Origin of the sequence: Varibaculum cambriense, from assembly GCF_032557235.1 — a bacterium.
Lineage (GTDB): Bacteria > Actinomycetota > Actinomycetes > Actinomycetales > Actinomycetaceae > Varibaculum > Varibaculum cambriense_C.
On sequence record NZ_JAWGMB010000002.1, the window covers coordinates 106,129 to 131,210 of the forward strand.

Below are 25,082 nucleotides of genomic sequence, written 5' to 3' on the forward strand. Positions count from 1 at the left end.
CACAACGGATACTACCTTGCTGTATCTTGGTGAAAAGCCATGCTCAACAGTGCCAAGACTTAGTCAAGCAGGTCTGCTAGTTCCTTTAGTATCGTCGAGGGCGTCATATGCGAGCTTTCCAACAAATTATCGCGCGAATCCGTGGGTAAGAACGCTCTAGGAATACCAAAAGATTTAATCGGGGTGAAACAATTATTTCCCGCACAAGTGGTACGCAGTAAAGCTCCTACCCCATTGGTTACTTCCCCGTCCTCTATAGTAACCACTAAATCAGCGGACTCCACCTGGGCTAACAACGCCGGAGAAGCTGGGATTACCCAACCGGGATCTACACACCTGACCGTATGCCCGCGCCCGGCAAGTTCTTTTGACAGGGAGATAGCCGGATCTGCCATGGCACCCACCGCCACCACCAAAATTTTCTTACCAGTACCACAAACCCGGAATAAAATATCCAGGCCATTTTCGTTTGCTTCCGCCTTGATATCGGCAGGCACACTCCCCTTGGGATAACGGACGATCGTAGGTCCGTTCTCAATCGAAACTGCCTGCCCCAATAGTTTGCGCAAGGTACTGGCATCCCGAGGCGCGGCTACCCTAATTCCGGGAATCATTGCGGCGATCGCCAGATCCCACATCCCGTTATGACTAGCCCCATCAGCTCCGGTAATACCCGCGCGATCCAAAACCACGGTAATACCTTGTTTATGCAGGGACGCATCCATTAACAGCTGATCGAAAGCCCGGTTTAAAAAGGTAGCGTAAAGAGCAATAACCGGGTGACACCCGGCAAAGGAAAGACCGGCTGCCATAGTCATCGCGTGCTGCTCCGCGATCCCCACGTCAAATACCCGCTGGGGGAACTGAGATCGCAACGGTTTTAAACCTACCGGCTCCATCATGGCCGCCGATATCCCTACAATCTTGGGATTACGTTTAGCTAGCTGCACAATTTCTTCCGCAAATACCGATGTCCACCCGAAGCGTTCCTTCTTTACCGGCAAGCCAGTTTCGGGATGAATCGGGCCGACAGTATGGAAATGATCCGCATCATTTTCTTCTGCCGGAGAATACCCGCGGCCTTTCTCCGTGATGACATGCACAATGATCGGTCCGGAAAACTCTTTCGCCCGGGCAAGCTGGAACTCGGTGGCCACAATGTCATGACCGTCAACCGGGCCGGTATATTTAATTCCCAGATCGGAAAACATTACTTGTTCGGGAGAAACCAGGTCGGCCATTCCGCGTTTAATTCCATGCAGCGCGTCATAGGTGATCTCACCGGGTTTACCGCGAGACTTCAGATGCTGTTTTCCCCAACGTAATGCCTTCTCATAGGCGGGAGAAGTACGCAATGCATCCAGATGATGAGCCAGACCCCCGATAGTGGGCTCATAGGAACGACCGTTGTCATTAACTACGATAATTAAGCGGAGATCGGGACGTTCAGAGATATTATTCAAAGCTTCCCAGGTCATTCCCCCAGTCATGGCACCATCACCGATTACTGCCACCGTATAGGAACGATCTCCTTTAAGAGCTTTAGCTTCCGCTACCCCTTGCGCCCAAGACAACGCGGTAGAGGCATGGGAATTTTCCACCACATCATGTACAGATTCCGCCCGCGAAGGATAACCCGACAGCCCTTGCGCCGTGCGCAGATGGGCAAAATTTTTGCGTCCCGTAAGGATTTTATGAACATAGGCTTGATGCCCGGTATCAAAAATAATGGTGTCAGTGGGGGAAGAAAACATGCGGTGGAGTGCAATCGTTAGTTCCACTACCCCCAGGTTAGGCCCCATATGCCCCCCGGTTTTCGCCACGTTCTCTACCAGGAATGACCGAATCTCCCCCGCCAGGTCTGCCAGCTCTAGGCTAGAAAGCTTCTGCAAATCTGCCGGGTTATTTATCCGATCGAGTATTTTTGCCACCCAGCCAGTTTAGCCACATTTTGTATTAATGAGGGCTTGGATGGATTAATCTACTAGTTACTTGCGCCAGCCCGCCCGGCGCGCCAAACTGAAACCATGGGTAAAAAACCTTCCGAACGTGCCAATTCTTTTGTGAGCTCCCGCGCGGGACTCACCGCTTTGGCGATCACCATCGGAGCGATAGTAGGGCTGGTAGCAGTAGGTTTTTATTACCTAATAGCAGGTTGGAGTTACCTGGTAACCGGTTACAGCGATTACCCGGCTCATGCGGGAGCTGCCCACGGATTCCTCGGTTTAGCACCGGCGTTTATTATTGCAGTTCCCGTACTGTCTGCCCTGCTATATGGACCGGTAGTGGAGTATTTCACTCCTGGCAGCCGCGGGCATGCCGTCCCGGAAGTGATGTTCGCTGTCCGCCGCAAAGGCGGAAGGATTCCCGGACGCACCGCCCTGGTTAAGTTATTTGCGGCTTCTTTGACTTTGGGAGGAGGGGGAAATGCGGGGCGGGAAGGGCCGATTGTAATGATTGGCGCGGCTATTTCTTCTTGGGTAGGTACCCGCCTGGGCCTTAGCAAACAACGCCTAATGTTCCTTTGTGCCTGTGGGGCCGCCGCGGGAATTGCCGCTACCTTTAATGCTCCCCTGGCTGGTGCTTGTTTCGCGCTCGAAGTAATACTCGGTACCCTCAGCGCCGAGGACTTTGTGTTCATTGTGTTTGCCTCCGTCTCGGCCTCCCTTATATCGCAGCAGTTTCTGCCTGATCAGGCCAATGTGCCCCTCAGCCAATCCTTGGACGTGTTTTCCCATAGCGATTACCTGCTAGTGGCGGTGGCGGCTTTGGTAGCCACCCTGGCGGGGATCGGGTTTTCGAAACTTCTCTACCTGGTTTGGGATGGGATCGACCTGGTTTATCAGTGGAAGGCTTGGTTTCGCCCGGTCGCTGGTTCATTGGTTCTGGGAATATTTCTTTACTTTTTTCCCTTACTCTACGGCACTGGGGAAAGCGTACAGCTGCGGGTACTCTCGGATGATTTTCCGGTTTGGATGATTCTAGCGTTACTTTTTGGGCGCGCCGTGAGTGCCTCTTTCACTATTTCTATGGGAGGAGTGGGCGGGGTGTTCGGTCCTACTCTTTTTGTAGGTGCCTGTGCCGGGATGGCGGTGGGACAGTTAGTCCAGCCTTGGTCGGCTTCTTCAACTGCCATTTATGGAGTAATCGGGATGGGGGCGGCTTTCGCGGCTGCCTCCCGTGCACCTCTAACCGCGGTGTTCATTATTATCGAGATGACCAGGCAGTATTCTCTAATTCTACCGATGATGCTGGCGGTAGGGATTGCCACCGGAATTTCCCTATTTATGACCCGCTCAACTATTTATACCCAAAAATTGCACCGCCGCGGTGACCGGCTGTCAGACCCGGTGTCGGATACTTTATTGGGACGCTCCACCGCATCGGATTTGATGCACGAGCCGCCTCAGCTTTTAAGTCAGGAGCTTACCCTCGCTCAGGCGGAAAGAGCCCTGGAAAATAGCGGAGAAACCTCTTTGGCGGTGGTAGATTCTCAGGGGGAATTCCAAGGCTCGGTGAGTGCCCTGCTGCTCGGGCACGAGATCGACAAACGCGGCGAGGATACGCCTTTGCGGGAAATCCCCTTAACTGCAGCTTTCTGCACCCCCACTGAACTCCCTAGTCAAATCCTCAAAGAGCTGGCAGAATCCTCCCTTTCGAACCTGCCGGTAGTGGGACGCTCTCAAGAAGTCTTGGGTTATATACGAGGACGCGACCTGATCGTCAAGCTTTACCGGCAGCAAACCAGCGCGCTTAACCAACGCGAGCTAGGCGACTCCCTAGGCAAGCGCATTCGCAAACGCTGGAAACATCGCCACCACTAATGCCACTCTGGGCGTGGTGAAAGATGCGAGAGACCCGCGACATCCGCTAGTCCCCAAATCGGGTATCGAGCTTCTGCAATTCTGCGTTGAAATTCATCTTTATCTAACCCGTATTACATGCGCTTATAGTTGCTCAAGCACTATTTCTACCCTCTACGAAAACGGTATACAGCAAAAATCCGGGGTGACAAAAGATGCGAGAGGGGGCTTGATTCGAGCGAAGCAAGAATCACCGGGGTCCCCCGAGCGCTTTTGTCACCCCGGATACGGTGACCTGTTACTAGATACCTAGTTTTGTAGCGATTAACTAGGCAACTAGGTTGCGCAGTACGTACTGCAGGATGCCACCGTGGCGATAGTACTGGGCTTCACCGGGAGTGTCGATTCGCACGGTGGCGTCAAACTCTACGACGGAGCCATCACTCTTAGTTGCGCTCACCTTCATAACCTGCGGAGTTACCCCTTCGTTAAGCTGGGTAATCCCGCTAATATCAAAGGTTTCAGTTCCGTCCAGGCCGAGGGAATCGGCACTTTCTCCCTCGGGGAATTGCAACGGCAAGATTCCCATACCAATCAGGTTGGAGCGGTGAATCCGTTCGAAAGACCGGGCGATCACGGCTTTAACCCCCAGCAGCAAGGTGCCTTTAGCTGCCCAGTCACGGGAGGATCCAGTACCGTATTCTTTGCCTCCGAGCACCACTAGCGGAACTCCAGCTTCCCGATAGGACACCGAAGCATCATAGACCGGTACTACCGGAGCCTCGGCTTTGGTGAAGTCCTTGGTGAAACCGCCCTCGACATTGTCCAGTAGCTGGTTGCGGATGCGGATATTCGCGAAAGTGCCACGCATCATCACTTCGTGGTTCCCGCGCCGCGAACCATAGGAGTTAAAGTTGCGCCGTTCCACTCCGTGGGAGCTGAGGTATTGACCAGCCGGAGTCTTGGCGGCAAATGCACCTGCGGGAGAAATATGGTCGGTAGTTACCGAATCTCCTAGTTTCAGCAGCACCTTAGCTCCGGAAATATCTTGTACCGGATTCGGGGTTTCCGGCATTCCTTCAAAGAAAGGCGCCCGGCGTACATAAGTGGAATCATCGTCCCAGGCAAAAGTGGGTGAATCGGCTACCTCCAGCGATTGCCAGCGGTGATCACCCTCAAAGACACTTCGGTAATCCTGCAGATACATATCGCGGTCAATAGCTTTTCCGATTACTTTTTCTACTTCTTCGGCAGCTGGCCAAATATCGCGCAGATAGACGGGATTCCCGCGGTTATCTGTACCCAGAGCCTCGGTTTCAAAATCAAAATCCATCGTCCCAGCTAGTGCGTAGGAAATTACTAGTGGCGGGGATGCTAGATAGTTCATTTTTACATCCGGGTTAATCCGCCCTTCAAAGTTGCGGTTACCAGACAGCACCGACACCACGGTCAGGTCTGCGTCCGCAACCGTATTGTGTACTTCCTCGGGCAGCGGGCCGGAGTTACCGATACAGGTGGTGCAGCCATAACCGACAACATCGAAGCCCAGCTGTGACAGATAGGGCATCAGACCAGCTTTTTCGTAGTAGTCGCGCACCACTTGGGAGCCAGGCGCCAGTGAGGTTTTCACCCACGGCTTGGGCTTTAGACCCTTTTCAGCGGCGTTCTTGGCGAGCAAACCAGCCGCCATCATCACCGAGGGGTTAGAAGTGTTAGTGCAGGAAGTGATGGAAGCAATCACCACGTTGCCATGATCCATTGCTACTTCTTCCCCACTACTCAGTTTCACCTGGGTGGGGCGGGTAGGACGCATCAAAACCGGATCAATGGTCTTATCGCCCGCCACATAGTCGGGCAGAATCTTCTTGAAGGAATCTTTGGCCATTGCCAGTTCAATGCGGTCTTGGGGACGCTTCGGACCGGCGATCGAGGGCACTACAGTGGACAGATCTAGTTCCAGATATTCGCTATAACGTGCCTCGCGTGAGGGATCATGCCACAGTCCTTGTCGCTTTGCGTATTCGCGCACCAGGGCGCAGGCGTCTTCGCTACGTCCGGTCAGGTGCAGATAATCAATAGTGACTTCATCAATGGGGAAGATAGCGGCAGTAGAACCGAACTCGGGAGACATATTGCCGATAGTGGCGCGGTTAGCTAGGGGAACTGCCCCTACGCCCTCGCCATAGAACTCTACGAACTTGCCGACTACCCCATGGTCACGCAGCATTTGAGTGATGGTGAGCACCACATCGGTGGCGGTAGCGCCAGGCGCGATTTCGCCGGTCAGTTTAAAGCCCACTACCCGCGGAATCAGCATTGACACTGGTTGGCCGAGCATGGCGGCCTCGGCCTCTATCCCGCCAACACCCCAGCCTAGGACGCCCAGACCATTAACCATAGTGGTGTGGGAGTCGGTACCTACCAAAGTATCGGGGTAAGCCAGCGCGCCGTCCTCGTCCTTATCGGCGAATACTACCCGCGCCAGGTATTCGATATTTACCTGGTGCACAATCCCGGTTCCCGGAGGTACTACCCGGAAGTTTTCAAACGCGCCCTGTCCCCAGCGCAGAAATTGGTAACGTTCCTGGTTGCGTTGATATTCGATGTCCATGTTTTTTTCCACGGCATCTTTAGAGCCGAATACATCGATTTGCACCGAATGGTCAATTACCATTTCTGCTGGTACTTGCGGGTTAATCAGGTCAGGATCTTTACCTAGTTTCACGACTGCATCCCGCATTGTTGCCAAATCGACAACGCAGGGAACGCCGGTGAAGTCTTGCATTAAGACCCGCGCCGGGCTGTACTGGATTTCCTGGCTGGGTGCCGCTTCGGGATCCCAGTTCGCGATCTGCGTGATTTGCTCTTTGGTGATATTTTCCCCATCCTCGTTACGCAGTAGGTTTTCTGCCAGGATTTTGAGGGAGTAGGGTAATTTTTCGGTGCCGGGCACCGCTTTTAGGTCATAGATTTTATAGCTCTTATCGCCGACTTCAAGCTGGGTCGCGGCGCCAAAGCTGTTCAAACTCATTGCAACCTCCCGCAGGTAATCAAAATATTTTCTCTTGACATCAAGATACTTTGCGGAGCGCGCGAATGCCAGTGTTAAGAACTTTTTTCCACTTACAGCAGGCAGAAAGCGGCATCCCGGAGAATTAAAACCCCTTATCACCTGAGCAGATGATTACGCGGGCTGAAGAAAGAGCGGCACCCTTCCTCAGCCCGCGGGTAAGATACCTTCTCTAAAATCCAGGGATTTTTAAAAGAATTTCCTTACCTAATTTTCTTTTACCTTACTTTCCGCCAAGCATTCCTAAAACTTCTAGGGAGTGACCTCCGCGGCGCTCCCCCAACCGTTTTCTCCTTTCGGCCGCGCTTCGGGGTGCACAACCAGATACTTCAAAGTGGCTACCACCTGCCGCGCGCTGTAACCGTGGAACATATTATCCTTGCCCCCGCGGGCGAACTGGATAATCGTATCTAAGGTCATGTAATGATAGTGATCGTAATGAGGAATCACAAAGCGCTGTTTTTCATGGTCATACCTGGTGGCATGGGTGACGTTTCCGTAAGTAATGTACTTTAAGGGCACAATCAGTTTCGCTTCTACCTCGTCATAGGTAAACTTTTCGTCTTCGTTAACCTCGGTAGTATCCTGTGGTTTCTCTTCCTCATATTCGGTGATTTTAATATCGGGATACAGTCCCGAAGGATCGGTATAGCTGATTCCTTCATGCCCATCAGCGAAATGTAGATGCCAGTGGTCTCCATGGCGTTGAATTTTTACGACCCGTTCAGAATCATCAATTTGATTTTGGCTCGAGTGTCCACCGGGTTTCGGCTGCTGCTCAGTTTCCGCTTGCGGCCTCCCCGGCTTGCTGGGTTTTTCGCCGTTATTCGGCTGGGAAGCATTTCCATTCCCGCCATGCGAACCGGAATACTGCCCTATCTTTATTTGTGGAAAGACTTTCGCGGGATTTTCGTAGGTTATGTACTCTTCCCCCGCCTTGGTATAGGCGTGATAGTGATCCGCGTGCTGCAAGATTTTCACGATTGGCAGCTTGGCGAGTTGCGACAAAGAAACCACTCGCACCAGCGGCAACCCTCCTCCAGGGAAGGGTTTCCCGCTCGGATGGGGTTTAACGTTGCTACCCGGCACTCCAGAAGGATTAGTTTTACCACCAGCGGGAACTACCTGGGGACGCCACGGCCGATAACTGGGAACGGTATTTTTTCCGCTCCCGTGGCTGCCAGTATAGGTTCCGATAGCTATCCCGGGATAAAGGCCGCTGGGGTTAGCGTAGGTTACAAACTCTTGGCCATCTGCGGTGTAAATATGGTAGTGGTCGCCATGTTTTAGGATTTTGACTACTCCCTGCGATGCCACCTGTCCCAATTGTCCCGCAGATAGTACTTTCGCGGTGCTGCGCAGCTGTCCCGCGCTCTTGGCTTTGGCCGGATCGGTGTAAGTGATGATTTCACGTCCGTCTTTGGTAAACACATGCCAGTGATCACCGTGTTTTATTACTTTGACGATTTCATCGCTTGCTACTTCCCCGTCCACTAACACTTGGGTGGTTTCGTCTAGTTTGAACTTGGGCGTTTGAAGATGAGGCGCTATTTTCCCGGCAGCGGAGGGAGTTTTCCCGGAGACCTCGAGGGCGTCCTCACCGTTATTAAAAGCGCCCCCAAATGCCAGCGCACTAGAAGTTACCAATAGAGCTGCAGCTACCCCTGCTCCTACTATTCGCTTAGTTTTAGCCATGTTTTCTCCTTACTTTTTTCTAAAGACTAAGGCCGTAAGCAGCCCAAATACTGATATGAGGACGATTACCGCGCCGGGGCGCAGGTTTTGATAAAACGAGAGCACTAGCCCCGCATATACACAGACCAAAGAGATGATCACTGACAGCAGCAAGGTGCCGCGATAGGTCCGCGCGAACTGCATAGCCCCGATCGCGGGGATTACCAGAATCGAGGAGACTATCAGGGATCCGATAGTTTTTGCCGCTACCGATACCGCTAGTGCCACCAACAGCGCGAACACAAAATTGAGGACGCGAATATTTATCCCTAATAACCGGGCTGCCGGAGGATCGAATATGGTTAAGAAGAGACGGCGATGCAGGACGCTGTAGACCACCGCCACGGCTACCCCCACTCCTAGCACCAGGTATAATTCCAGGTCACTTAGGGTAACGATAGAACCAAACAGATAAGTAGTGATGGCACTAGATCCACCGGAAAAACTGGTAAAAATGCCCGCAAGTCCAATCGAAGCTGCCAGCACCATAACCGTAGAAATCTCTTGGTAGGCTCGCAAACGTACTCGCACTGCCTCTACACACAGGGCAGCGATTATGCAGGCAATAACCGATCCCACTAAGGGGTTAAAACCAAATGCTAGTCCCGCGGCTACTCCCGCTAGCGAAGAATGTGAGAGCGTATCCCCCATCATCGATAGGCGTTTGAGTACAATCGGCAAGCCGATTAGCGGCAAGATTACCGCCAGCACTGTTCCTACTAGGAAGGCGCGTTGCATGAAGTCATAAGCAAAGAGGCTCATTGGCTGACCCCGATTGCTTCCAGTTCGACAGGAGTAAACCTTCCTGCAGATAGGCGCAAAGCGTCATCTAAGAAAGGAGCAACTTCTGCCAATTGATGGGTAACCATCAAAACCGTTTTTCCTTGGTCGCATTGTTCCCGCAGGAGATGGTAAAGATCAAGCGAAAACTTTTGATCAATACCGCCGGTAGGTTCATCCAAGAGAATCAGACGCGCCTGTTTTAGGAGCGCCAGTAAGACTCCTACTCGCTGCAGTTGCCCACCAGATAGCTCGCGCAGACGATGGGTGCGCACCCCGCCTAACCCCACGGTATCTAGCAGGGCGGTAGGCTCGCTTTTCCTTTTCAGTTGCGCTAGATAGACCCGAATCAGCTCCGCCACGGTGGTCGGAAAATTGCGGTAGCCGCTGACCGCATTTTGAGAAAGATAGGCGAGGTCACGATAGTGGCCGTCTACGCTACTTAAGTCTCCGAAAAGGCGGATTTGTCCTTGCGAGGGACGTAAATCTCCCAGCAGTAGTTTCATTAGGGTGGATTTTCCTGCCCCGTTATCACCACTTACCGCCACAAATTGTCCGGCGGTGAGGGATAAATCCACTGACTGCAGCACCGGGACATCCCCGTACGCAAAAGCGACTTTATTTATCTCCAGGATTTTATTCACCGAAGGATTCCCTCAAGTTAGTTAAGTTTTTCTCCATCAAACCCAGATACCCGAGCGCCTCTTCTTCCTTGGTTAGATGCTCCATGGTGTAGAGGGTGCCGGTTTTAGCTCCGGTAGTCCGCGCTAGGGTTTCTGCGACTTTCGGAGTGGCTTTCCCTTCGAAAAAGATCGTGCTGATCTGATGTTTCTTCACAAAATCAGCAATGGTGGCCAATTGGTTAGCCGAAGGTTCGTCCTCGGGTGAAATCCCGGTAACTGCTACCTGTTTGAGTCCGTAGTCATCTGCCAGATAGTTAAAAGCCGCATGGGAGGCAACAAAGTAGCGTTTTTCAGCGGGAACTTTAGCAATTTCCCGAGCAAATTTTTTGTCTAGCGCCTGGAATTTTTCTTGGGCTTTTCCCAGATTTTCGCGGTAATAGCTAGCATTTTTAGGATCTAGGGCGCTAACTTTTTCGCAAATGGCTTTTAGCTCTGCCTGCGCGTTTTTAACGCTGAGCCAAGTGTGGGGGTTAATTGCGGTGGTATCGGTGCGGGCTGCATCTTTATTTCTTAGTAGGGTTAGCCCTTGCGATAGATCGAGGAATTTTTCTTCACCCCCCAGGCTCTCGCGGAGGTCTCCAATAAAGCCTTCCATTCCGGCACCGTTGTAAACAATCAGATCGGCTTTTGAGAGTTCAGCGCGATCGCTGGTTTGCAGTTCGAAGTCGTGAGGCTCTTGCGTGCCTTTAATAACCGTTTTGACTTCCATCTTGTCGCCGACGATCCGGCTGGTCAGGTCGGCTACCGGGAAGAAAGTGGCATAGACCAGGGGTTTATCTTTTTCTCCAGTGTTTTCCGCGCCTGCTTCCGCCTGCGCGTGTGAGCTACAGCCTGCTACAGAAGATACCAATAGGGCGGCAATCAGCGAGGCCAGAAGAGTTTTGAAGCTATTTTTGTGCACCATTTTCCTAACCGTTTTAAGTATTGCTCAGCAAAATATTTATTTCGCTCAGAAAATTTAACAGTAATGAGAACGGTTATCAAATTGAGTTAAATTACTTCCCCTTTTGGCTTTGGGCATAGCAAAGCGGACCGCCGCTTCTTAAAGCGTCAGTCCGCTATTAGCAACTAGATTCTTGCCTCAACTACCGCTTTTCAGCTTTCCGAAAGGCCAGCAATAAGAGCACCAGACCGGTGGCTACTAAAAAGTGAGTGATTCCGGCAACCCCCGAAAGCACAGCGTCCGCTCCCGTTGAAACCTCAGCTCCCGATACTTGCAAGACTCCTCGCAGCATCAGGGTGAGGATAAAGAGCGGTAAACCTACGTTGTAGAGCTTCATAAAGACCCGGAAAGTTTTCTGTTTTTCAAGCTCCAGGGCCTGGGAAAACAAGAAAACTAGCAGGAAGACAAGCATCCCTAAGACAAAAAGATGGGTATGCACTTTGCCTAGAGCGGTAGCGCCAGTGAAGTCGTTGATTTTCGTAAACTCGCGGAAGAAAATTCCCCCTACCATCGCGACTAGCGCGTAAATTAACGCCAGATTTAGATATTTCTTCTTCATTTATAACCTCCGGTAGTTGTTTTGAACATTGTTCAAGATACTGAAAATAAAACTCTTCCGCTTTGCCGGAAGAGCCACCCCCTAGTAAAGGGTTCTTCTGATTAGTTCTAGCAATACTGCACAATCATCCTTTCTTTGCACTAGGAGGGCGACTAGGCTCATCAAAATAAATTCACAAAACGCTTCCGGGGTGAAGCTGACAGTAAAGACCTCCGCCTTTATATTCGGGTCTTTACTTAGGACACACAACATCCTCTCCCTAACCGAAGACAGATGGCGCTGCATAGCGTTGCTTGCTTTCTGCTGACCTTGGGCGGAAACAGCTAAGGAATGGATGCTGAAAAAATTGGGGTAACAGCGCATTCCTTGCTTAATATCCCGGAAGAACTTTTCAATGAAGACCAGAAAATCAGTCTCCTTATCCTCGCTCTCCCCCAAGCTGAAGATATCTTCCCAAACGCTCTCAATAATGGCAATCAGTAGATCATCCTTGGAAGAGAAATAGTAGTACACCGACCCCAACGCCAGGTCACATTCCTTGGCCACCGTACGCATACTTACCGCTGCTAGGCCCCGCTCAGATACCAGCTTTCTACACTTTGCCAGAATGTTTTCTCTGTTCGCCATGCCTTTACCCTCCCTTCATAGCATTTTTGAACATTGTTCAGTATCTAGCATACCCCAACGGATTCTTATAGAAAGCGCTAATGAATTTCTCTTTGGTCTAAATAATCTGCCTGCGTCCTCGTGCTTTAAAAGGTTTTACACTCATCCGTAAGATAAAAAGCCAAATCGCACTCAAAAATCGCAGAAACAGCTTAATCTTTCTAATGATAGAACCGTACCCCTGCTATATATACAAAGGTAAAAATCCACATACCTACTAAATCCTTGACAGCAAAGCAACACACTCTAAATCCTTGACAGCAAAGCAACACACTCAAAATGGTGGGTGTGGGGGAAGAGGTCGAAGGCCTGTAAGGATGCAATCTGGTAGCCGCGGGATACGGCGACTTTCAGGTCACGAGCTAGCGCTGCCGGGTCGCAGGCGACGTAGATAATCCGCTCTGGCTGCAGGCGTGTCAGCGCTGCCATCACTTTTTGTCCCGCACCGCTGCGCGGCGGATCCATTACCACTAGGGGCGGCGTCTTTATCTTGTCGCTATAGTCTGCGAGTGCCTTGACATCTACCCGCCCGGCATGAATCTGCAGGCGTCCAGGCACTCCAGAAAGATTCTTGCGTGCTATTTTCGCTGCCGGCTTCGACCCCTCCAAAGTGGTGAGCCGTCCTCCCCTGTCCAAAGCCTTAGCCAGAGGACGCGAAAACAGCCCGGCCCCTGAGTAAAGTTCCAGGATTTCATTCCAGCGCCGGTTTCCCGGTATCAGCAGACGCTCACTATTCTCGCTCGCCGCGGCGCTCTTGCTTTCCTGAGCGATGTCGGCACCCTCGCCGCTTACCACATTTCCTCTCCCCTCTCCTGGAGCAGAAAGCGCCTCACTACCTGGCTCGCAGTCACTACTAGCCGCCGCGATTACCTGTTCACACAAAACCCGTGCTGCTTCGCGGTGTGCTTGCCAAAACCCATCTGGAGCAACCTGATATTCCCCAAAGCCAGAAACTGTTAAACGGATACTTTTCTCTTTAAGTGCGCACCCGTCCTCGTCAAATAAAGTATGCCCATTCCACACTCGCAGCCCTAACGCACTCGCCCAAGCCCGCATGCGCCCGGAGGGCACAAACACCTTGCCCCATAAATCCGGGTTTCTAAATAACGACGAGTCGCTAATAACTGGGTCGGCTAGGGGGAAACCGGTAATCTCTTGTAGCTCTTCCCCGCGGAACTTTGTCATTGCCAGGCGCCTGGCAGCACTAACCTCGAAATCGGCGCGTAAACGATACCTCAGACCGTCTTCGCCGCAAGCATCATTCTCGCCGCTAGCGTTATCCACTCTCTCACCGCCCGCGGCTTCTGCTACTGAATCGGCATCCTGATTACCCGCGCCCACGCTGCCACCGCTCACGCCTTGGCAACTCAGTTCTCCCCCGCTTACCGCTAAAGCTTGCGCGTAAACTTCTTCTCCCCCAAGTCTGCGCAGACAATCCGCAAGCACCTCAGCCTTCCAGACGCGTTGGTACGGCAGTTTCACGTGACATAAATCTGCACCCCCAACCCCGCCAGGGCCGGCCGATGCCCAAATAGGTTCACGGCGGTGCGGGGAGCTTTCCAGTACCGCGCTTACCTCAGCAAAAATAACTTTGCCTTTCTTAGCGACCGGGACGGCTTTGACCTGCTCCCCCGGCAGTCCGAAACGTACCATATAGGTTTGACCGTCCCGGTGTGCCAGACAGTAACCGCCATGAACCGGACGCAATAGCTGCAAGGAAACTTCGTTCATAAGTTAATGCTCAATACTTAAAAATCAGCAGAAAAATCGGGCTGAACATTGCCCCGGACAGAAGATTTACGATCCGGGGACGACTGTTCTATCCCCCAGCCGCCGTGAACACCATTTATCCAGGGAAGATGATCATTCTCCCCCACAAACGCGCCCCGGGTAATATCTTGGGATCTCCCCCCAAACACCGGGGAAGACTGGCGATACTCTTCTGGAGGAAGTAGTGCGGCTACCCCGGCTCGCTGATCCGCCTGCTTGTGGGAATCAGACAAGCCCCAGGGCACCATCACCACTAGCACCCCTGGTAAATCTCGCAGCTGGTGACGGATACGATCCACAGAACGGTTATGTAAAAACTTTTGCCAAGGATATTTCCCCCGGTAGCAGGGAATATAGATAACCACCAGGTCGCGGGGAGAGCGGTTACGCAAAGAGCGCACGTGTTGCAGCAACGGCCCGGTAATATCGCGGAAAGGTGAAGCCAGAACCGTCAGTGGAACTTCTACCCCGCTTTGCCTCCAACTTTCTTTAAGACGGGCAAAATCGTCAGCTTCAATCTCTACGTGAACTAGAGATAACGAGGACGGGTGACAGGCACGAGCATAGGAGATAGCTCGCATAGTGGGTTTGTCTAGGTTAGAAACCAGCACCAGGCTTTGCACCCGGGAAGGCAAGGAGCGCGCAGTAGCAAAGTCATCCACCTCAGTTTCCCCGCTTAAGCGCTGATAGTAGTCCCCAATCTTCCACAAGAGAACAAACAAGATTGCCATCATGACTAAAGCCACCCAGGCACCGCGGGTAATCCGAGAAGCAGTCACTACCACCAGCACCGTGGCGGTACAAATGAAACCGATCGCGTTCACCATCCAACGACGCCGCAATATCTTCCGGTTCTTTTCAAAAGTCCGCAAACGCAGTTTCGAGTTCCAGTATCTGAGCATCCCCAGTTGTGAAAGAGTCAGAGATATGAAAACCCCAATAATGTACATCTGGATTAACTTGGGGGCTTGCCCCTGGGTAACCACGATCAAGATTGCTGCTACCAAAGCCGGAACACAAATAACTGGGGATAGGGAACTTCGATCTGCTCGCCGAAAAATTTGGGGCGGCAAAAACCCGTCACGCGATAGCACTTGGGTAAGTTGCGAAAACCAGTTAAAGGCACTGTGAGCAGCAAAGATCAAGATGATAGCGGTAAATATAATCACCAGAGAAGCCACTATTGGATAACCAGAAAAAATGGTAGTCGCCAATTGCGCGATCACCGGAGGTACTTCTCTAACCTTCACTGAGCCATCCGCGCTGAGCAACTGGGAGTCAAAAGCCGGAACTTTCACTCCCGTTACTTTCGCTAGGTGCAGCATGGAAAACATCATCGCCGCGCTAATCAGCGCAAAAACCGCCAGGGTTATCCGCGCGTTTTTAGGGCGCGGCTTCCTAAAAGCAGGCACCCCATTGCTGATTCCCTCAATTCCGGTCAAGGCTACACAGCCGCCCGAAAACGCCCTTAAAAACAGCAGCAATCCCCCCAGACCGGTAAGCCCTGCTTGGTAGGGCTCAGACGGTAAGATTTCCATCTGCGCTGTCTGCGCCAGCCCTAAGGTACCAAAGGCTTCCTTTAACAGCCCACAGATAGCTAAAAGCGCAATAGCTGCCATAAATAAATACGCGGGGATGGCAAATAGCTTTCCGGACTCGCGCATCCCCGAAAGATTCAATCCCGTCAAGATGACTATTATTCCCAGTGCCACCCAAACCGGGTGAACGCTAAGAGAGGGGAATAAAGACGAAAGATAACGCCCAGCCACCGTGGTAGAAACCGCGATAGTCAAAGAATAATCAACGAGTAGCGCACTTACCGTAACCAAAGCGGCAGGTTGTCCCAGGTTTTGCCGCGCCACCTCGTAGTCGCCCCCTCCGCGTGGGTAGGCCAATACTACTTGGCGGTAGGAAATAATCACCACCGCCATGACCGCGAAAACCGCTACCCCCACCCAGAGGGAAATACCAGAGGCTACGATTCCTCCTACCCCGAGTGTCAACAGGATCTGATCCGGGGCGTAGGAAACAGAAGACAGCGCATTCGAAGCAAAAACTGGGAGGGCGTAGCGTTTCGATAGTCCTTCCCGCATCAGCTGCGGTTTACGCAGGGCTGGGGTTTGCCAGCGTTCTTTGTCGTCTTTCACATCCCGATCATCCCACTATCTAGCCAAAACTAATAGTTTCTGCTGTTTTGAAAGCTGAAAATAGCCCAGAAAAGGTTTACGCTACTTGCATGCACTTCGTAGTTTTAGGCTCGGGACGAGTAGGCGCCAGAGTCGCACAGACCTTGGACGAACAGGGACATTCGGTTGCCATTATCGATTCCAACCCTGATGCTTTCCGAAAACTTCCCACTGATTTTTCCGGGCAAAAAGTGTCCGGGATTGGGTTCGACCGGGAAGTACTAGAGCGCGCCAATATTGAGGAAGCTTATGCTTTCGCCGCCATCTCTAACGGAGATAACACCAATATTTTGGCAGCCCGTATCGCGCGCGAAACTTTTGGGATTGACCGGGTAGTCGCCCGGATTTACGATATTCGCCGCGCAGAAATCTACCGCAAACTGGGGATCAACACGACCTCTCCGGTCTCGTGGACCGCTTCGGAAATGCTGCGCCTGATGCTGCCGGACGATACCCAGATGGCGTATTCGGATTCGGTTTATCAGGTGAAGATGCTCCGTATTTTCCCTTGTGAAGACTGGGTGGGGGTTTCTTTACAACAGGCTCAAAAACTTCTGGATATCAAAGTTGCCTATATTGGCCGCGATGGTGAACCCTATTTCAACCTTTCTTCCCTGGTGATTCAAGAGGGCGACGAACTGATATGTACAGTGCCTTCGGAGCGGGCAGCCCAGGTAGAGCGGGCTTTCAAACGACCCCCAGTGCAGGAGGACTAATATGCGGATAGTAATTGCCGGGGCCGGATCGGTAGGACGCTCTATTGCCCGCGAACTGGTAGCTAATGGCTATGAAGTTACCTTGATCGATAATCATCCTTCCCGCATGGAAGTATCCTCGATTCCGCAGGCAGACTGGGTGTTAGGGGACGCTTGCTCCCTAGATACACTTTCTAAAGCAGAGATCAGCGAGGCCGACGTAGTAGTTTGCGCTACCGGGAACGACAAAGTGAATCTGGTGGTCTGCCTATTGGCAAAAACCGAGTTCGGGGTACCTAAGACAGTGGCGCGGGTCAATAATCCCAAAAACGAGTGGCTCTTCGATGATGCTTGGGGAGTAGACGTGGCCGTTTCTACCCCGCGCGTTATGACTGCCCTGGTGGAAGAAGTAGTCTCCGTGGGAATCCCGGTACATCTGTTCCGCTTCCACACTTCTGACACCAACATGTATTCGCTAACCGTTCCCGAAGATTCTGAGTTAACCGGGCAGCCCCTGTCCGCCCTCGATCTGCCTCCCTCGGTAGTATTGGCAGCGGTTTTACGTGATTCGCGCCCTCTTGCTCCCCGCCCGGATACTTTGCTGCAAGGACTCGATGAGCTTTTGATGCTATTTAGTTCCAAAGCAGAAGAGGATTTAGAGCAAATAACTGCCCTGTTTGCACCCCCGCCTGAAGAAGTAGCGGATCCGGCGCAAGAAGACTAGCGGTCACTGCCGCGTAGCCGGGAGGTCTCAGCTCGCATTAGAGCCCAGTTGAAATAACCTACCAGGGCAAATGCGGGCAACCCTAAGATGAGTCGCGCTGCCCCCAGGGGAACCAGCAGATTTGCGTAGTACAGGGGTAGTTCCACCGCTAATCGCAAGGTGAAAAGCCCTATCCATAGCCAAGTGCAAAGCCGGGAAAGCTTATAAAACTTGCGGAATTGCGGACGGAGCCAGGTATCCAATTTGCCGATAGCCCCAGCTACCAGCCAGCCGATCGCAGGTCGCCGCGCCAGGATAGTAGCCAGCAGGACCAGTGAGTAAACCCCATTTATCCAAAAACCGAAGGCAAAAAAATTCTCCACCTGACCGCTACGCCAGGCCCAAAATACACTGATTAGAGTACCGGCAAGGCCGGCTAGCACCTGGCGCAAACTTTGATGGCGAAGGATACGGATCGCCCCAAAAACAACGGTCACTGTCAGCGCCAAGATAACTGGCAGCCGCAGAGAATGTGTAAAAGGATAGATCGCCACTACCAAAATGGTGGGTAAGGTAGCTTCTAAGGCACCCAAAGGCCCGCCGATTGCCTCCCGCATCGAAAACTGCTGCGATCCTAACTGGGATCCCAAACCACCTAGCTGTCCCGAAAGTGCGGGTTGTCCCCGCATATCAGCATCTACTGAAAAACGGGGTGATTCTGGCTGCTCACCGCGGTCATCATTTGACTCGAAACTACTGCTCATTAGCGCGAACCGGCTCAATCTGAAAAGTAGGGTTGATAACACAAAGTCCGCTGGAGCGAGCAATAACCATCCCTTGCACCGCTAAACGAATCCCAGCTTTGATACCGGGAACACTTTTCCGCCCTAACCACACCACATCTATTGACCCGGTACCATCAAAAAGGGTCGCAGTAAATGAACCAGCTCCGGAGGGAGCCGGAAAAGTAACCGAACGCAATACCCCAAAAAGGGAGGCTTTTTGTCGCTCAGCTACCTCACAAACTTGGGCTGCTACCCAAGGTTGTGAACCTTCCGCAACTGCAGGTGTTGTTTCTTCGGAACCCACTACTCGCCCACGCCCAACTGCTCAAGTAGTTCTTCGGGTAACTCGATCGGTAGTGCTTCTCCCGGTACGTGGGCTTCTTTCCCGCGAACTACCTCCATGCCGCCTAGGACTTCCAGCAGGCCTTCACGAGCGGATTCTTCCTCGGCAGCCTGTCCCCTGACGATGACTCGCAGCAGCCAGCGATCACCTTCAATCCCCCACAAGAGTAGGGGCATTGCTCCTTCTATCGCCGATTTACCTTCCGGGATGGGGCGTGCCAGCACCGCTTCCCCGAAAGGTCCGGGGAGCGGAAAAACCTGGTATTCTTCAGCTTTAAGTTGGTCAGCGAGCTCCTGGCGAATCTCATCCCACAGCCCCCCGGAACGTTGCATCGCAAAGGCAGCAAGCTGCATCTGTGCGGTTCCCGACACTATCTCCAGAGCCAAGATATTGCCATTTGCATCTTGAACTGGAAGAACTTGTAATCCCGAGATCATGGGGATCCGCAATACCCCCATATCTAAGAACTCGCTACCCTCCGGCGACTCGCCCTCATTGTAAGGGCCTTGCCGCTTAGAGGTTTGGCCGTTAGCGGAAACCTCGTCACCACTTGGCGGCAGGGCGCAATGGCCCCCGGCAGGCTCTGCCGCCTTAGCGGCCTCCTCTGGCTTATCGGAGGCAGTCGGGTCTGGGGCTACCGGCGAAGATCCGTCTTTTTCGAAACGTTTACGTCGAGAAGGAAAAAATCTCATAACGCCAGTTTATTCAGCGCAGTCCAGGCAAACCGGTTGGCCGTCAACTGCCCCGGCCAGGCGGGAACGGTGCTGAACTAGGAAGCATACCGAGCAGGTAAACTCGTCATCTTGCGCCGGAATCACCTGCACCGAAAATTCTTCGCCAGATAGATCGGCGCCAGGCAGCTCAAAATCTTCTGCAGCTGCGTTTTCGTCCTCATCGACTTCAGAGGAACCGCTGGCCTCCGCGCGGCGAGCCTTCAGTTCTTCTAAGGAGTCCTGCTCGACTTCCTCTTCATTTTTACGGGGGGCGTCATAATCTGTTGCCACGGTTCGTCCCTTCTTAAGATGGTGCTTGAGTCTACAGTTAAGTAAACAATAGACGCGGGGATATTAACACTTCAAGCCCTAAAATGCTAGATACGACAGACACACCGCGCCGAATAGGCAAAAAACTCCCCTGAACGTGGCAATCTCGAAACAAGGGAACGGAGGAATATGAAAGACCTAGAGCTGTTGGGATTGCACCCAGATGGTAATCAGCTGATTCTCAACGATGAGGAAGGCACCCGCTACGCCTTGGCCATCACTCAAGAGCTTCGCGACACGCTACGTCCGGAGCGCCCCAACCTGGAGGCGGTGCCACAAAGCCCCAAGAAAACAGTTCCCCCACGTAAAATCCAAGCCCTGATTCGCGCCGGCAGTACCGCTAATGAGATCGCGGATAAGTTTGAGCTTCCACTGGCGAAAGTGCAACGTTACGCTACGCCGATTTTGGCTGAGCGCCGCCACATTGCAAATCAGGCGCAATCTTGCCAGATAGGAGGGGAATCAGATTCTCCTCAGCTAGGAGAGCTAGTTGTAGATCGTCTCGCGGCACGGGGGGTTTCTGCAGCTTCCCTGCGTTGGGATGCAGTTCGCGGCGGTAAAGGACCGTGGGAAATCATTTTGACTTTTACCCAAGATGCCCGCGATTTGACTGCCCGTTGGCATATGGAGCCTGGCTCTTCCACAGTAAGCGCCCTTGACCAGGAAGCGACCTGGTTAACCGAGGCTCCCCAACCGGCTTCAAAAGTATCGAGTTTCGAAGAATTTTTCCCCGTATCTTCCCCGGAGACTACTAGCCCGCAAAAACCGGATACCGGTACTGAGGCACTCTTAGAAGCACTGGCAGCGGCGCGCGGAAAACGCGATAGTTCCCCGGATTTGCAACTTCCCGAAGAAACCGACTTAGACGAGATTTCCGATCTAGAGGACGAACCTAACGACACTCAGGCAAGCACTCCGGCGGAGATAGTTTCCCTTTCCGGCAAGCGTCAAGGATCACCTGCTGCGCAAGAAAACCCCGTTGCGTCCTCTTCCGCGCAGCCGCAAAGTGATTTCAGTCCCGCAGTAAAGAAGGAACTGGGGGGAGAATCAACGATCCCCCAGTCGGAGCCCGCCGCGCAATTCCCGCAAGATAAACGCCGCTTAGATCAGGTGTGGGATAGCAGCGAACCTACTTTTGTAGGCAATCTTTCCGAAGCTGAAGCTCTTAACCTGGATTTAACCAGACGCGCCCCCGCAGGCTCGGCAGGAAATCAATCTGGGGAGCCTTCTCGCCCCGCACCTCCTCCTCCCAGCGTTGATCCCGACCAGGAAGCTCTCGTCCTGCCGGGGATGGAAAATGTGGAGGAAAACGATAATACCATCCTTGCTTCCGGGGAAAATACCTCCAAAACTAAAGGTAAACATCGGCGTTCCCACCGTAAATCTATACCCAGCTGGGACGATATCGTCTTTGGTACTAAGCCGCGTTAATTATTCGAATACTCACTACTAGGCTGCGGGTCTTAGCGTTTAAACCAAGATTAGGGGGATTTCCATTTCTGCCGGGGTTAGTGAGCCGTGGACTCCCACCATTTGCAGAACTCCCCGGCTATGGAAACGGGAATCTACAAACTGATAGTTTTCCTTCGCAAAAATGGTGAAGTCCCCGATACGATCCGGTTCGCTGATATCGCCGTAAATCTGGCGGTAATCAGCTACTATCTGACCGCGTCCGGCAAGTAGTTTTTGCCACTGTACGAGCACCAGCGCATCAGGGGCATTCCGGGTGCGATTACCGGCAGGATCCTCGCCTAGATACTTTTCTTTAAGGTGAACGTGGAGGGCGCGTGGCTCCCCCGAAATTGCTGCCACCTGGGAGGATAACTCTGAATCTGCTAGATCAACCGTGGAAGCGTCAGTAACATTTACCATGCCATGATCTGCGGTTATCGCCATGAGTACGTCAGGGGGTAACTGCGCGCGAAGTTCGGATAATGCCCGGTCAATTGCCTCCAGCTCTTGTAACCAGCGGGGATGAGACCATCCGAGATTGTGTCCCCAATGATCAAGCTGTGACCAGTAAACATACACGTAGTCCGCCCCCTGTTTAAAAGCTGTAGCGGCCTGGGCGAAACGCTCAGAAAGCTTCGTGGATACTTTTAAGTTCGCGTCGCGCAAAGTGATGTCACTAAGCTTAGATCCCACAAAGTCAGGTGGGACTAGTGCTAGGGACTCCCGGCCGCTATTTCGGGCATAAGTAAAATGGGTCGGCTGGTCACACCAGGATTGAGCTGGTCGCCTGTAGCCTTCAAAAGTGATTAAGTTCAGCACCCGCCTAGCAACGGGATCCCAGCACTGATACCCGAGCATCCCGGTTTGCGCAGGTGAAAGCCCAGTATGCAGGCTAGTCAGAGCAGCTACCGTTGTGGACGGAACGCAGGTTTGCAGGGTTTGCCCCAGCGCGCCGGGTGTCTGCGTAAGATACCGGCGCATAAAGGGTATATGTCCGCGCCGCGACAAGAGCAGCTGCTGCCCCATACCATCAATGACGACTAGGCATAACCTGCGCCTATTTTCCCCGATTAGTGGCCGCAGCGTACCCGAAAAATCGGTTTCTTCCCGCCAGTTAAGCGCCCCGAACAGCGTGGGTAAAATATCCCATATCCGCATTCCAGTAGTGGTTTTCTCACGGTGTGCCATACCTCTTATCTTCTCATATCCGCGAGCCGAATCTGACTAGTGCCTCGTTTTTTGCTTTGATATTAAGGTGAGCGAAAAGTCGAATGAACCCCGTCAGCCTGATCTGTTTTCTGCAGCCATGCCTGCACCGGACACCCTCGACCAGCCAGACCCAAAAGAAAAACCGGTAAGCTCGCCCTCGAAAACTGTGACTGCCCGTCCGCAGCGAAAAAAAGCGGCTACTGCCTCCTCCCCGGAAACTGTAGAGGAAAAAATTACTCATATTGACGTTTCCGAGGAGATGCGCACTTCTTTCCTGGAGTACGCCTATTCGGTGATTTATGCGCGCGCCCTGCCCGATGCCCGGGATGGTTTAAAGCCGGTGCAGCGGCGCATCGTCTATATGATGAGCGAAATGGGGCTGTGGCCTAATAAGGGGCATGTGAAAAGCTCGCGCGTGGTGGGTGAAGTTATGGGTAAGCTCCACCCTCACGGTGACAGTGCTATTTATGACGCGATTGTGCGCCTGGCACAAGACTTTAACCTGCGAATGCCGCTGGTGGATGGGCATGGAAACTTCGGTTCGCTCGATGACGGCCCGGCGGCGGCGCGCTATACGGAAGTGCGGATGGCTCCCACCGCTCAAGATATGGTGGGCAATCTCGATGAGGACGTCGTAGATTTTGTGCCCAACTACGATAACCAGTTCCTGCAGCCAGCAGTGCTGCCCGCAGCATTCCCGAATTTGTTAGTTAATGGGGCTAACGGGATTGCCGTGGGTATGGCCACCTATATTGCCCCCCACAACCTGGGGGAAACCGTGGCCGGCGCGATACATCTGCTAGAAAACCCTCAGGCCACTACCGAAGATTTAATGCGTTTTATTCCCGGACCTGACTTGCCGGGAGGCGGAATCATTGTGGGGCTGGACGGTATTCGCCAAGCCTATGAGACGGGTCGGGGGATTTTCCGCACTCGCGCCAAGACCGCGATTGAGCGGGTTAGCGCCCGGAAGATGGGGATTGTGGTCACTGAGCTTCCCTATATGGTGGGCCCGGAAAAAGTGATTGAAAAAATCAAGGATGGGGTGCAAAAAGGCCGGTTAAAGGGAATTTCCGCGGTCACTAACTTAACTGACCGCGAACATGATCTGCGCCTAGTTATCGAGGTGAAATCCGGGTTTAACCCGGAGGCAGTGCGCGCTTCCCTGTTCAAACATACTCCCATGGAAGATTCTTTCGGGATTAACGCGGTGGCTTTGGTCAATGGCCAGCCACGCACTCTGGGACTAAAAGAAATGCTGCAGGTGTTCCTAGATCACCGCATGGAGATCGTGATGCGTCGCAGCCAGTATCGCCTGCGTAAACGGCAAGAACGGCTACATTTGGTACGCGGCTTGCTAATCGCAGTCCTAGATATTGATGATGTTATTCAGATTATTCGCGCCTCCGAGGACTCCGCCCAGGCAAAATCCCGCCTGATGGAGGCTTTTGACTTAGATGAGGTGCAAGCTGAACATATCTTGTCCCTGCAGCTGCGCAGGTTAACGAAGTTTTCTCGTCTGGAATTAGAGGCAGAGCGTGACCGCTTAACCGCAGAAATCGCGGAGCTGGAAGCTCTGATTGCCTCGCGAGAAAAACGTCAAGAGCTGGTGGCCAGCGAGCTGCGGGAAGTCGCCCAAAAACGCTCTGATCCGCGGCGGACAGTGCTGTTGGAAGAAGAGGGCGCTGCCCAGTTAACTGCCGATCAAGACACCCCCTTGGAAATCCCGGATGAGCCGGCAACCGTGGTCTTGGGGGCAGGCGGACTGGTGGCGCGCTTCCCCGGGCATGAAGCTTTATCCGCTGAGGAGGGGCGCGAACCTTGGGATACCATTATTTCCACTGCCCTTACCACCGCCCGCGGCCAGGTGGGAGCGGTTACCTCCCACGGCACTTTATATAAACTAGCTGCCCTGGAAGTACCCGCTTTGGTGCGTTCGGCAGCGGCGCCCTCCCTGCGCGGTACGCCTCCGATTTCACGGCTGCTGCCCCTCGAGGACGGCGAGGAAGTAGTGGGGCTAGTTCCCCTGGATGAAGACGGCCCTACCTGGTGGGCTGCCACCTGTGGCGGAGTGATTAAACGGATCCGTCCCCAGGTGCTGACTACTCAAGATTCTTATTCGATAATCACGCTGGAATCCGGCGATCAGGTAGTAGCCGCCGGCAGTGGCAGTGATGATGGCGCTTTTGTACTGATTTCTTCGGCAGCACAACTGCTGCGTACCCCCGCGGATAAAGTGCGTCCCCAGGGACGCTCGGGTCAAGGTATTTCCGGGATGAAACTTTCCGAGGGTGACCAAGTAATCGCCGCCGCTTTGGTTAGCGCCGACGGCTTAGAGTCTTCGCTGGTAGTAACAGTAGCGGGGATTGCTACTTCCGGGTCGGGAAGCGGACAAACCAGTGCCAAAGTCACTCCCTTGCTGCAGTATCCGCAGAAGGGACGCGCCGGGCAGGGGGTGCGTTGCCAACGTTTCCTAAAGGGTGAAAGCCGCTTGGCATTGGCGGCGATTACTGCCACTCCCCCGCGCGCCCTCGCAAAAGATGGATCCCCCGTTCCGGTGCCAGAAGTAACTGATAAACGAGACGCTTCTGGTAGCGGGTTAAAACGCCAAATCTACTACCTGGGGTAAGGCTGAGGCGCCTTTTTCTAGCACCGGGG

General features: G+C 53.0%; 20 protein-coding genes. 5 read left to right on the forward strand and 15 right to left on the reverse strand.

The window, feature by feature from the left end; all coding sequences use genetic code 11:
* Positions 1 to 59: 59 nt before the first annotated feature.
* Positions 60 to 1,931 (reverse strand): 1-deoxy-D-xylulose-5-phosphate synthase, encoded by a 1,872-nt coding sequence (gene dxs / locus E6072_RS02285; RefSeq protein WP_316693438.1) that lies wholly within the window; start codon positions 1,929 to 1,931, stop codon positions 60 to 62.
* A gap of 96 nt (positions 1,932 to 2,027) precedes the next feature.
* Between dxs and E6072_RS02290 the strand changes: the two genes are divergently transcribed.
* Positions 2,028 to 3,824: a chloride channel protein gene (locus tag E6072_RS02290; protein WP_316693439.1), complete on the forward strand. Its 1,797-nt coding sequence runs from the start codon at positions 2,028 to 2,030 to the stop codon at positions 3,822 to 3,824.
* Positions 3,825 to 4,131: 307 nt separating this feature from the next.
* On the opposite strand, the gene acnA is transcribed toward E6072_RS02290, so the two are convergent.
* The 9 genes from acnA to E6072_RS02335 form a co-directional block, all read right to left on the reverse strand.
* Complete coding sequence (gene acnA, locus E6072_RS02295; RefSeq protein ID WP_316693440.1) at positions 4,132 to 6,834, reverse strand: aconitate hydratase AcnA; 2,703 nt, start codon at positions 6,832 to 6,834, stop codon at positions 4,132 to 4,134.
* A gap of 291 nt (positions 6,835 to 7,125) precedes the next feature.
* The gene (locus E6072_RS02300; protein WP_316693441.1) at positions 7,126 to 8,568 is read right to left on the reverse strand and encodes a hypothetical protein; all 1,443 of its coding nucleotides are present in this window, start codon (positions 8,566 to 8,568) and stop codon (positions 7,126 to 7,128) included.
* A 9-nt stretch (positions 8,569 to 8,577) separates the two neighbouring features.
* The gene (locus E6072_RS02305; protein WP_316693442.1) at positions 8,578 to 9,369 is read right to left on the reverse strand and encodes a metal ABC transporter permease; all 792 of its coding nucleotides are present in this window, start codon (positions 9,367 to 9,369) and stop codon (positions 8,578 to 8,580) included.
* On the reverse strand, positions 9,366 to 10,031 hold the full coding sequence (locus tag E6072_RS02310; protein WP_316693443.1) for an ATP-binding cassette domain-containing protein: 666 nt from the start codon (positions 10,029 to 10,031) through the stop codon (positions 9,366 to 9,368). The genes E6072_RS02305 and E6072_RS02310 overlap by 4 nt, the downstream gene beginning before the upstream one ends.
* Positions 10,024 to 10,974, reverse strand: a complete 951-nt coding sequence (locus tag E6072_RS02315; RefSeq protein ID WP_316693444.1) for a metal ABC transporter substrate-binding protein — start codon at positions 10,972 to 10,974, stop codon at positions 10,024 to 10,026. Before E6072_RS02315 ends, E6072_RS02310 begins: the two co-directional genes overlap by 8 nt.
* Before the next feature lie 181 nt (positions 10,975 to 11,155).
* Positions 11,156 to 11,572: a DUF2871 domain-containing protein gene (locus tag E6072_RS02320; protein WP_316693445.1), complete on the reverse strand. Its 417-nt coding sequence runs from the start codon at positions 11,570 to 11,572 to the stop codon at positions 11,156 to 11,158.
* A gap of 81 nt (positions 11,573 to 11,653) precedes the next feature.
* The gene (locus E6072_RS02325; RefSeq protein WP_316693446.1) at positions 11,654 to 12,199 is read right to left on the reverse strand and encodes a TetR/AcrR family transcriptional regulator; all 546 of its coding nucleotides are present in this window, start codon (positions 12,197 to 12,199) and stop codon (positions 11,654 to 11,656) included.
* A 285-nt stretch (positions 12,200 to 12,484) separates the two neighbouring features.
* On the reverse strand, positions 12,485 to 13,969 hold the full coding sequence (locus E6072_RS02330) for a hypothetical protein (RefSeq protein ID WP_316693447.1): 1,485 nt from the start codon (positions 13,967 to 13,969) through the stop codon (positions 12,485 to 12,487).
* 17 nt (positions 13,970 to 13,986) lie between these two features.
* Complete coding sequence (locus tag E6072_RS02335) at positions 13,987 to 16,155, reverse strand: APC family permease (protein ID WP_316693448.1); 2,169 nt, start codon at positions 16,153 to 16,155, stop codon at positions 13,987 to 13,989.
* Between the two features lie 89 nt (positions 16,156 to 16,244).
* On the opposite strand from E6072_RS02335, the gene E6072_RS02340 reads away from it, so the two are divergent.
* Positions 16,245 to 16,910: a TrkA family potassium uptake protein gene (locus tag E6072_RS02340; protein WP_316086280.1), complete on the forward strand. Its 666-nt coding sequence runs from the start codon at positions 16,245 to 16,247 to the stop codon at positions 16,908 to 16,910.
* Between the two features lies 1 nt (position 16,911).
* Complete coding sequence (locus E6072_RS02345) at positions 16,912 to 17,613, forward strand: TrkA family potassium uptake protein (protein WP_316693449.1); 702 nt, start codon at positions 16,912 to 16,914, stop codon at positions 17,611 to 17,613.
* Here E6072_RS02345 and E6072_RS02350 read toward each other — a convergent pair.
* The 4 genes from E6072_RS02350 to E6072_RS02365 are packed head-to-tail and all read right to left on the reverse strand — an operon-like array spanning position 17,610 to position 19,724.
* A complete protein-coding gene (locus E6072_RS02350) occupies positions 17,610 to 18,356 on the reverse strand; it encodes a DUF3159 domain-containing protein (RefSeq protein WP_316693450.1) in 747 nt (248 codons plus the stop codon). The genes E6072_RS02345 and E6072_RS02350 overlap by 4 nt on opposite strands.
* Entirely contained in the window at positions 18,346 to 18,681 is a 336-nt protein-coding gene (locus tag E6072_RS02355; protein ID WP_316086284.1) for a hypothetical protein, read from the reverse strand. The genes E6072_RS02350 and E6072_RS02355 overlap by 11 nt, the downstream gene beginning before the upstream one ends.
* The gene (locus E6072_RS02360; RefSeq protein WP_316693451.1) at positions 18,681 to 19,412 is read right to left on the reverse strand and encodes a DUF3710 domain-containing protein; all 732 of its coding nucleotides are present in this window, start codon (positions 19,410 to 19,412) and stop codon (positions 18,681 to 18,683) included. The genes E6072_RS02355 and E6072_RS02360 overlap by 1 nt, the downstream gene beginning before the upstream one ends.
* A 9-nt stretch (positions 19,413 to 19,421) precedes the next feature.
* Positions 19,422 to 19,724, reverse strand: coding sequence for a DUF4193 domain-containing protein (locus tag E6072_RS02365; RefSeq protein WP_316693453.1), 303 nt, complete (start codon positions 19,722 to 19,724; stop codon positions 19,422 to 19,424).
* Between the two features lie 168 nt (positions 19,725 to 19,892).
* On the opposite strand from E6072_RS02365, the gene sepH reads away from it, so the two are divergent.
* Positions 19,893 to 21,194 (forward strand): septation protein SepH, encoded by a 1,302-nt coding sequence (gene sepH, locus E6072_RS02370; RefSeq protein WP_316693455.1) that lies wholly within the window; start codon positions 19,893 to 19,895, stop codon positions 21,192 to 21,194.
* 39 nt (positions 21,195 to 21,233) lie between these two features.
* Here sepH and E6072_RS02375 read toward each other — a convergent pair whose 3' ends face one another.
* Positions 21,234 to 22,403, reverse strand: a complete 1,170-nt coding sequence (locus tag E6072_RS02375) for an alkaline phosphatase family protein (protein WP_316693456.1) — start codon at positions 22,401 to 22,403, stop codon at positions 21,234 to 21,236.
* A 280-nt stretch (positions 22,404 to 22,683) separates the two neighbouring features.
* Here E6072_RS02375 and E6072_RS02380 point away from each other — a divergent pair, with 280 nt between their 5' ends.
* Complete coding sequence (locus tag E6072_RS02380; RefSeq protein WP_316693658.1) at positions 22,684 to 25,053, forward strand: DNA topoisomerase IV subunit A; 2,370 nt, start codon at positions 22,684 to 22,686, stop codon at positions 25,051 to 25,053.
* Positions 25,054 to 25,082 lie beyond the last annotated feature (29 nt).

Coding starts and splice junctions, on each gene's coding strand:
- E6072_RS02320 (WP_316693445.1), bottom strand. CDS start 11,572: ATGAAGAAGAAATATCTAAATCTGGCGTTAATTTACGCGCTAGTCGCG.
- acnA (WP_316693440.1), bottom strand. CDS start 6,834: ATGAGTTTGAACAGCTTTGGCGCCGCGACCCAGCTTGAAGTCGGCGAT.
- E6072_RS02350 (WP_316693450.1), bottom strand. CDS start 18,356: ATGAGCAGTAGTTTCGAGTCAAATGATGACCGCGGTGAGCAGCCAGAA.
- E6072_RS02325 (WP_316693446.1), bottom strand. CDS start 12,199: ATGGCGAACAGAGAAAACATTCTGGCAAAGTGTAGAAAGCTGGTATCT.
- E6072_RS02290 (WP_316693439.1), top strand. CDS start 2,028: ATGGGTAAAAAACCTTCCGAACGTGCCAATTCTTTTGTGAGCTCCCGC.
- E6072_RS02340 (WP_316086280.1), top strand. CDS start 16,245: ATGCACTTCGTAGTTTTAGGCTCGGGACGAGTAGGCGCCAGAGTCGCA.
- E6072_RS02375 (WP_316693456.1), bottom strand. CDS start 22,403: ATGGCACACCGTGAGAAAACCACTACTGGAATGCGGATATGGGATATT.
- E6072_RS02345 (WP_316693449.1), top strand. CDS start 16,912: ATGCGGATAGTAATTGCCGGGGCCGGATCGGTAGGACGCTCTATTGCC.
- E6072_RS02380 (WP_316693658.1), top strand. CDS start 22,684: ATGCGCACTTCTTTCCTGGAGTACGCCTATTCGGTGATTTATGCGCGC.
- sepH (WP_316693455.1), top strand. CDS start 19,893: ATGAAAGACCTAGAGCTGTTGGGATTGCACCCAGATGGTAATCAGCTG.
- E6072_RS02305 (WP_316693442.1), bottom strand. CDS start 9,369: ATGAGCCTCTTTGCTTATGACTTCATGCAACGCGCCTTCCTAGTAGGA.
- E6072_RS02315 (WP_316693444.1), bottom strand. CDS start 10,974: ATGGTGCACAAAAATAGCTTCAAAACTCTTCTGGCCTCGCTGATTGCC.
- E6072_RS02330 (WP_316693447.1), bottom strand. CDS start 13,969: ATGAACGAAGTTTCCTTGCAGCTATTGCGTCCGGTTCATGGCGGTTAC.
- E6072_RS02300 (WP_316693441.1), bottom strand. CDS start 8,568: ATGGCTAAAACTAAGCGAATAGTAGGAGCAGGGGTAGCTGCAGCTCTA.
- E6072_RS02360 (WP_316693451.1), bottom strand. CDS start 19,412: ATGAGATTTTTTCCTTCTCGACGTAAACGTTTCGAAAAAGACGGATCT.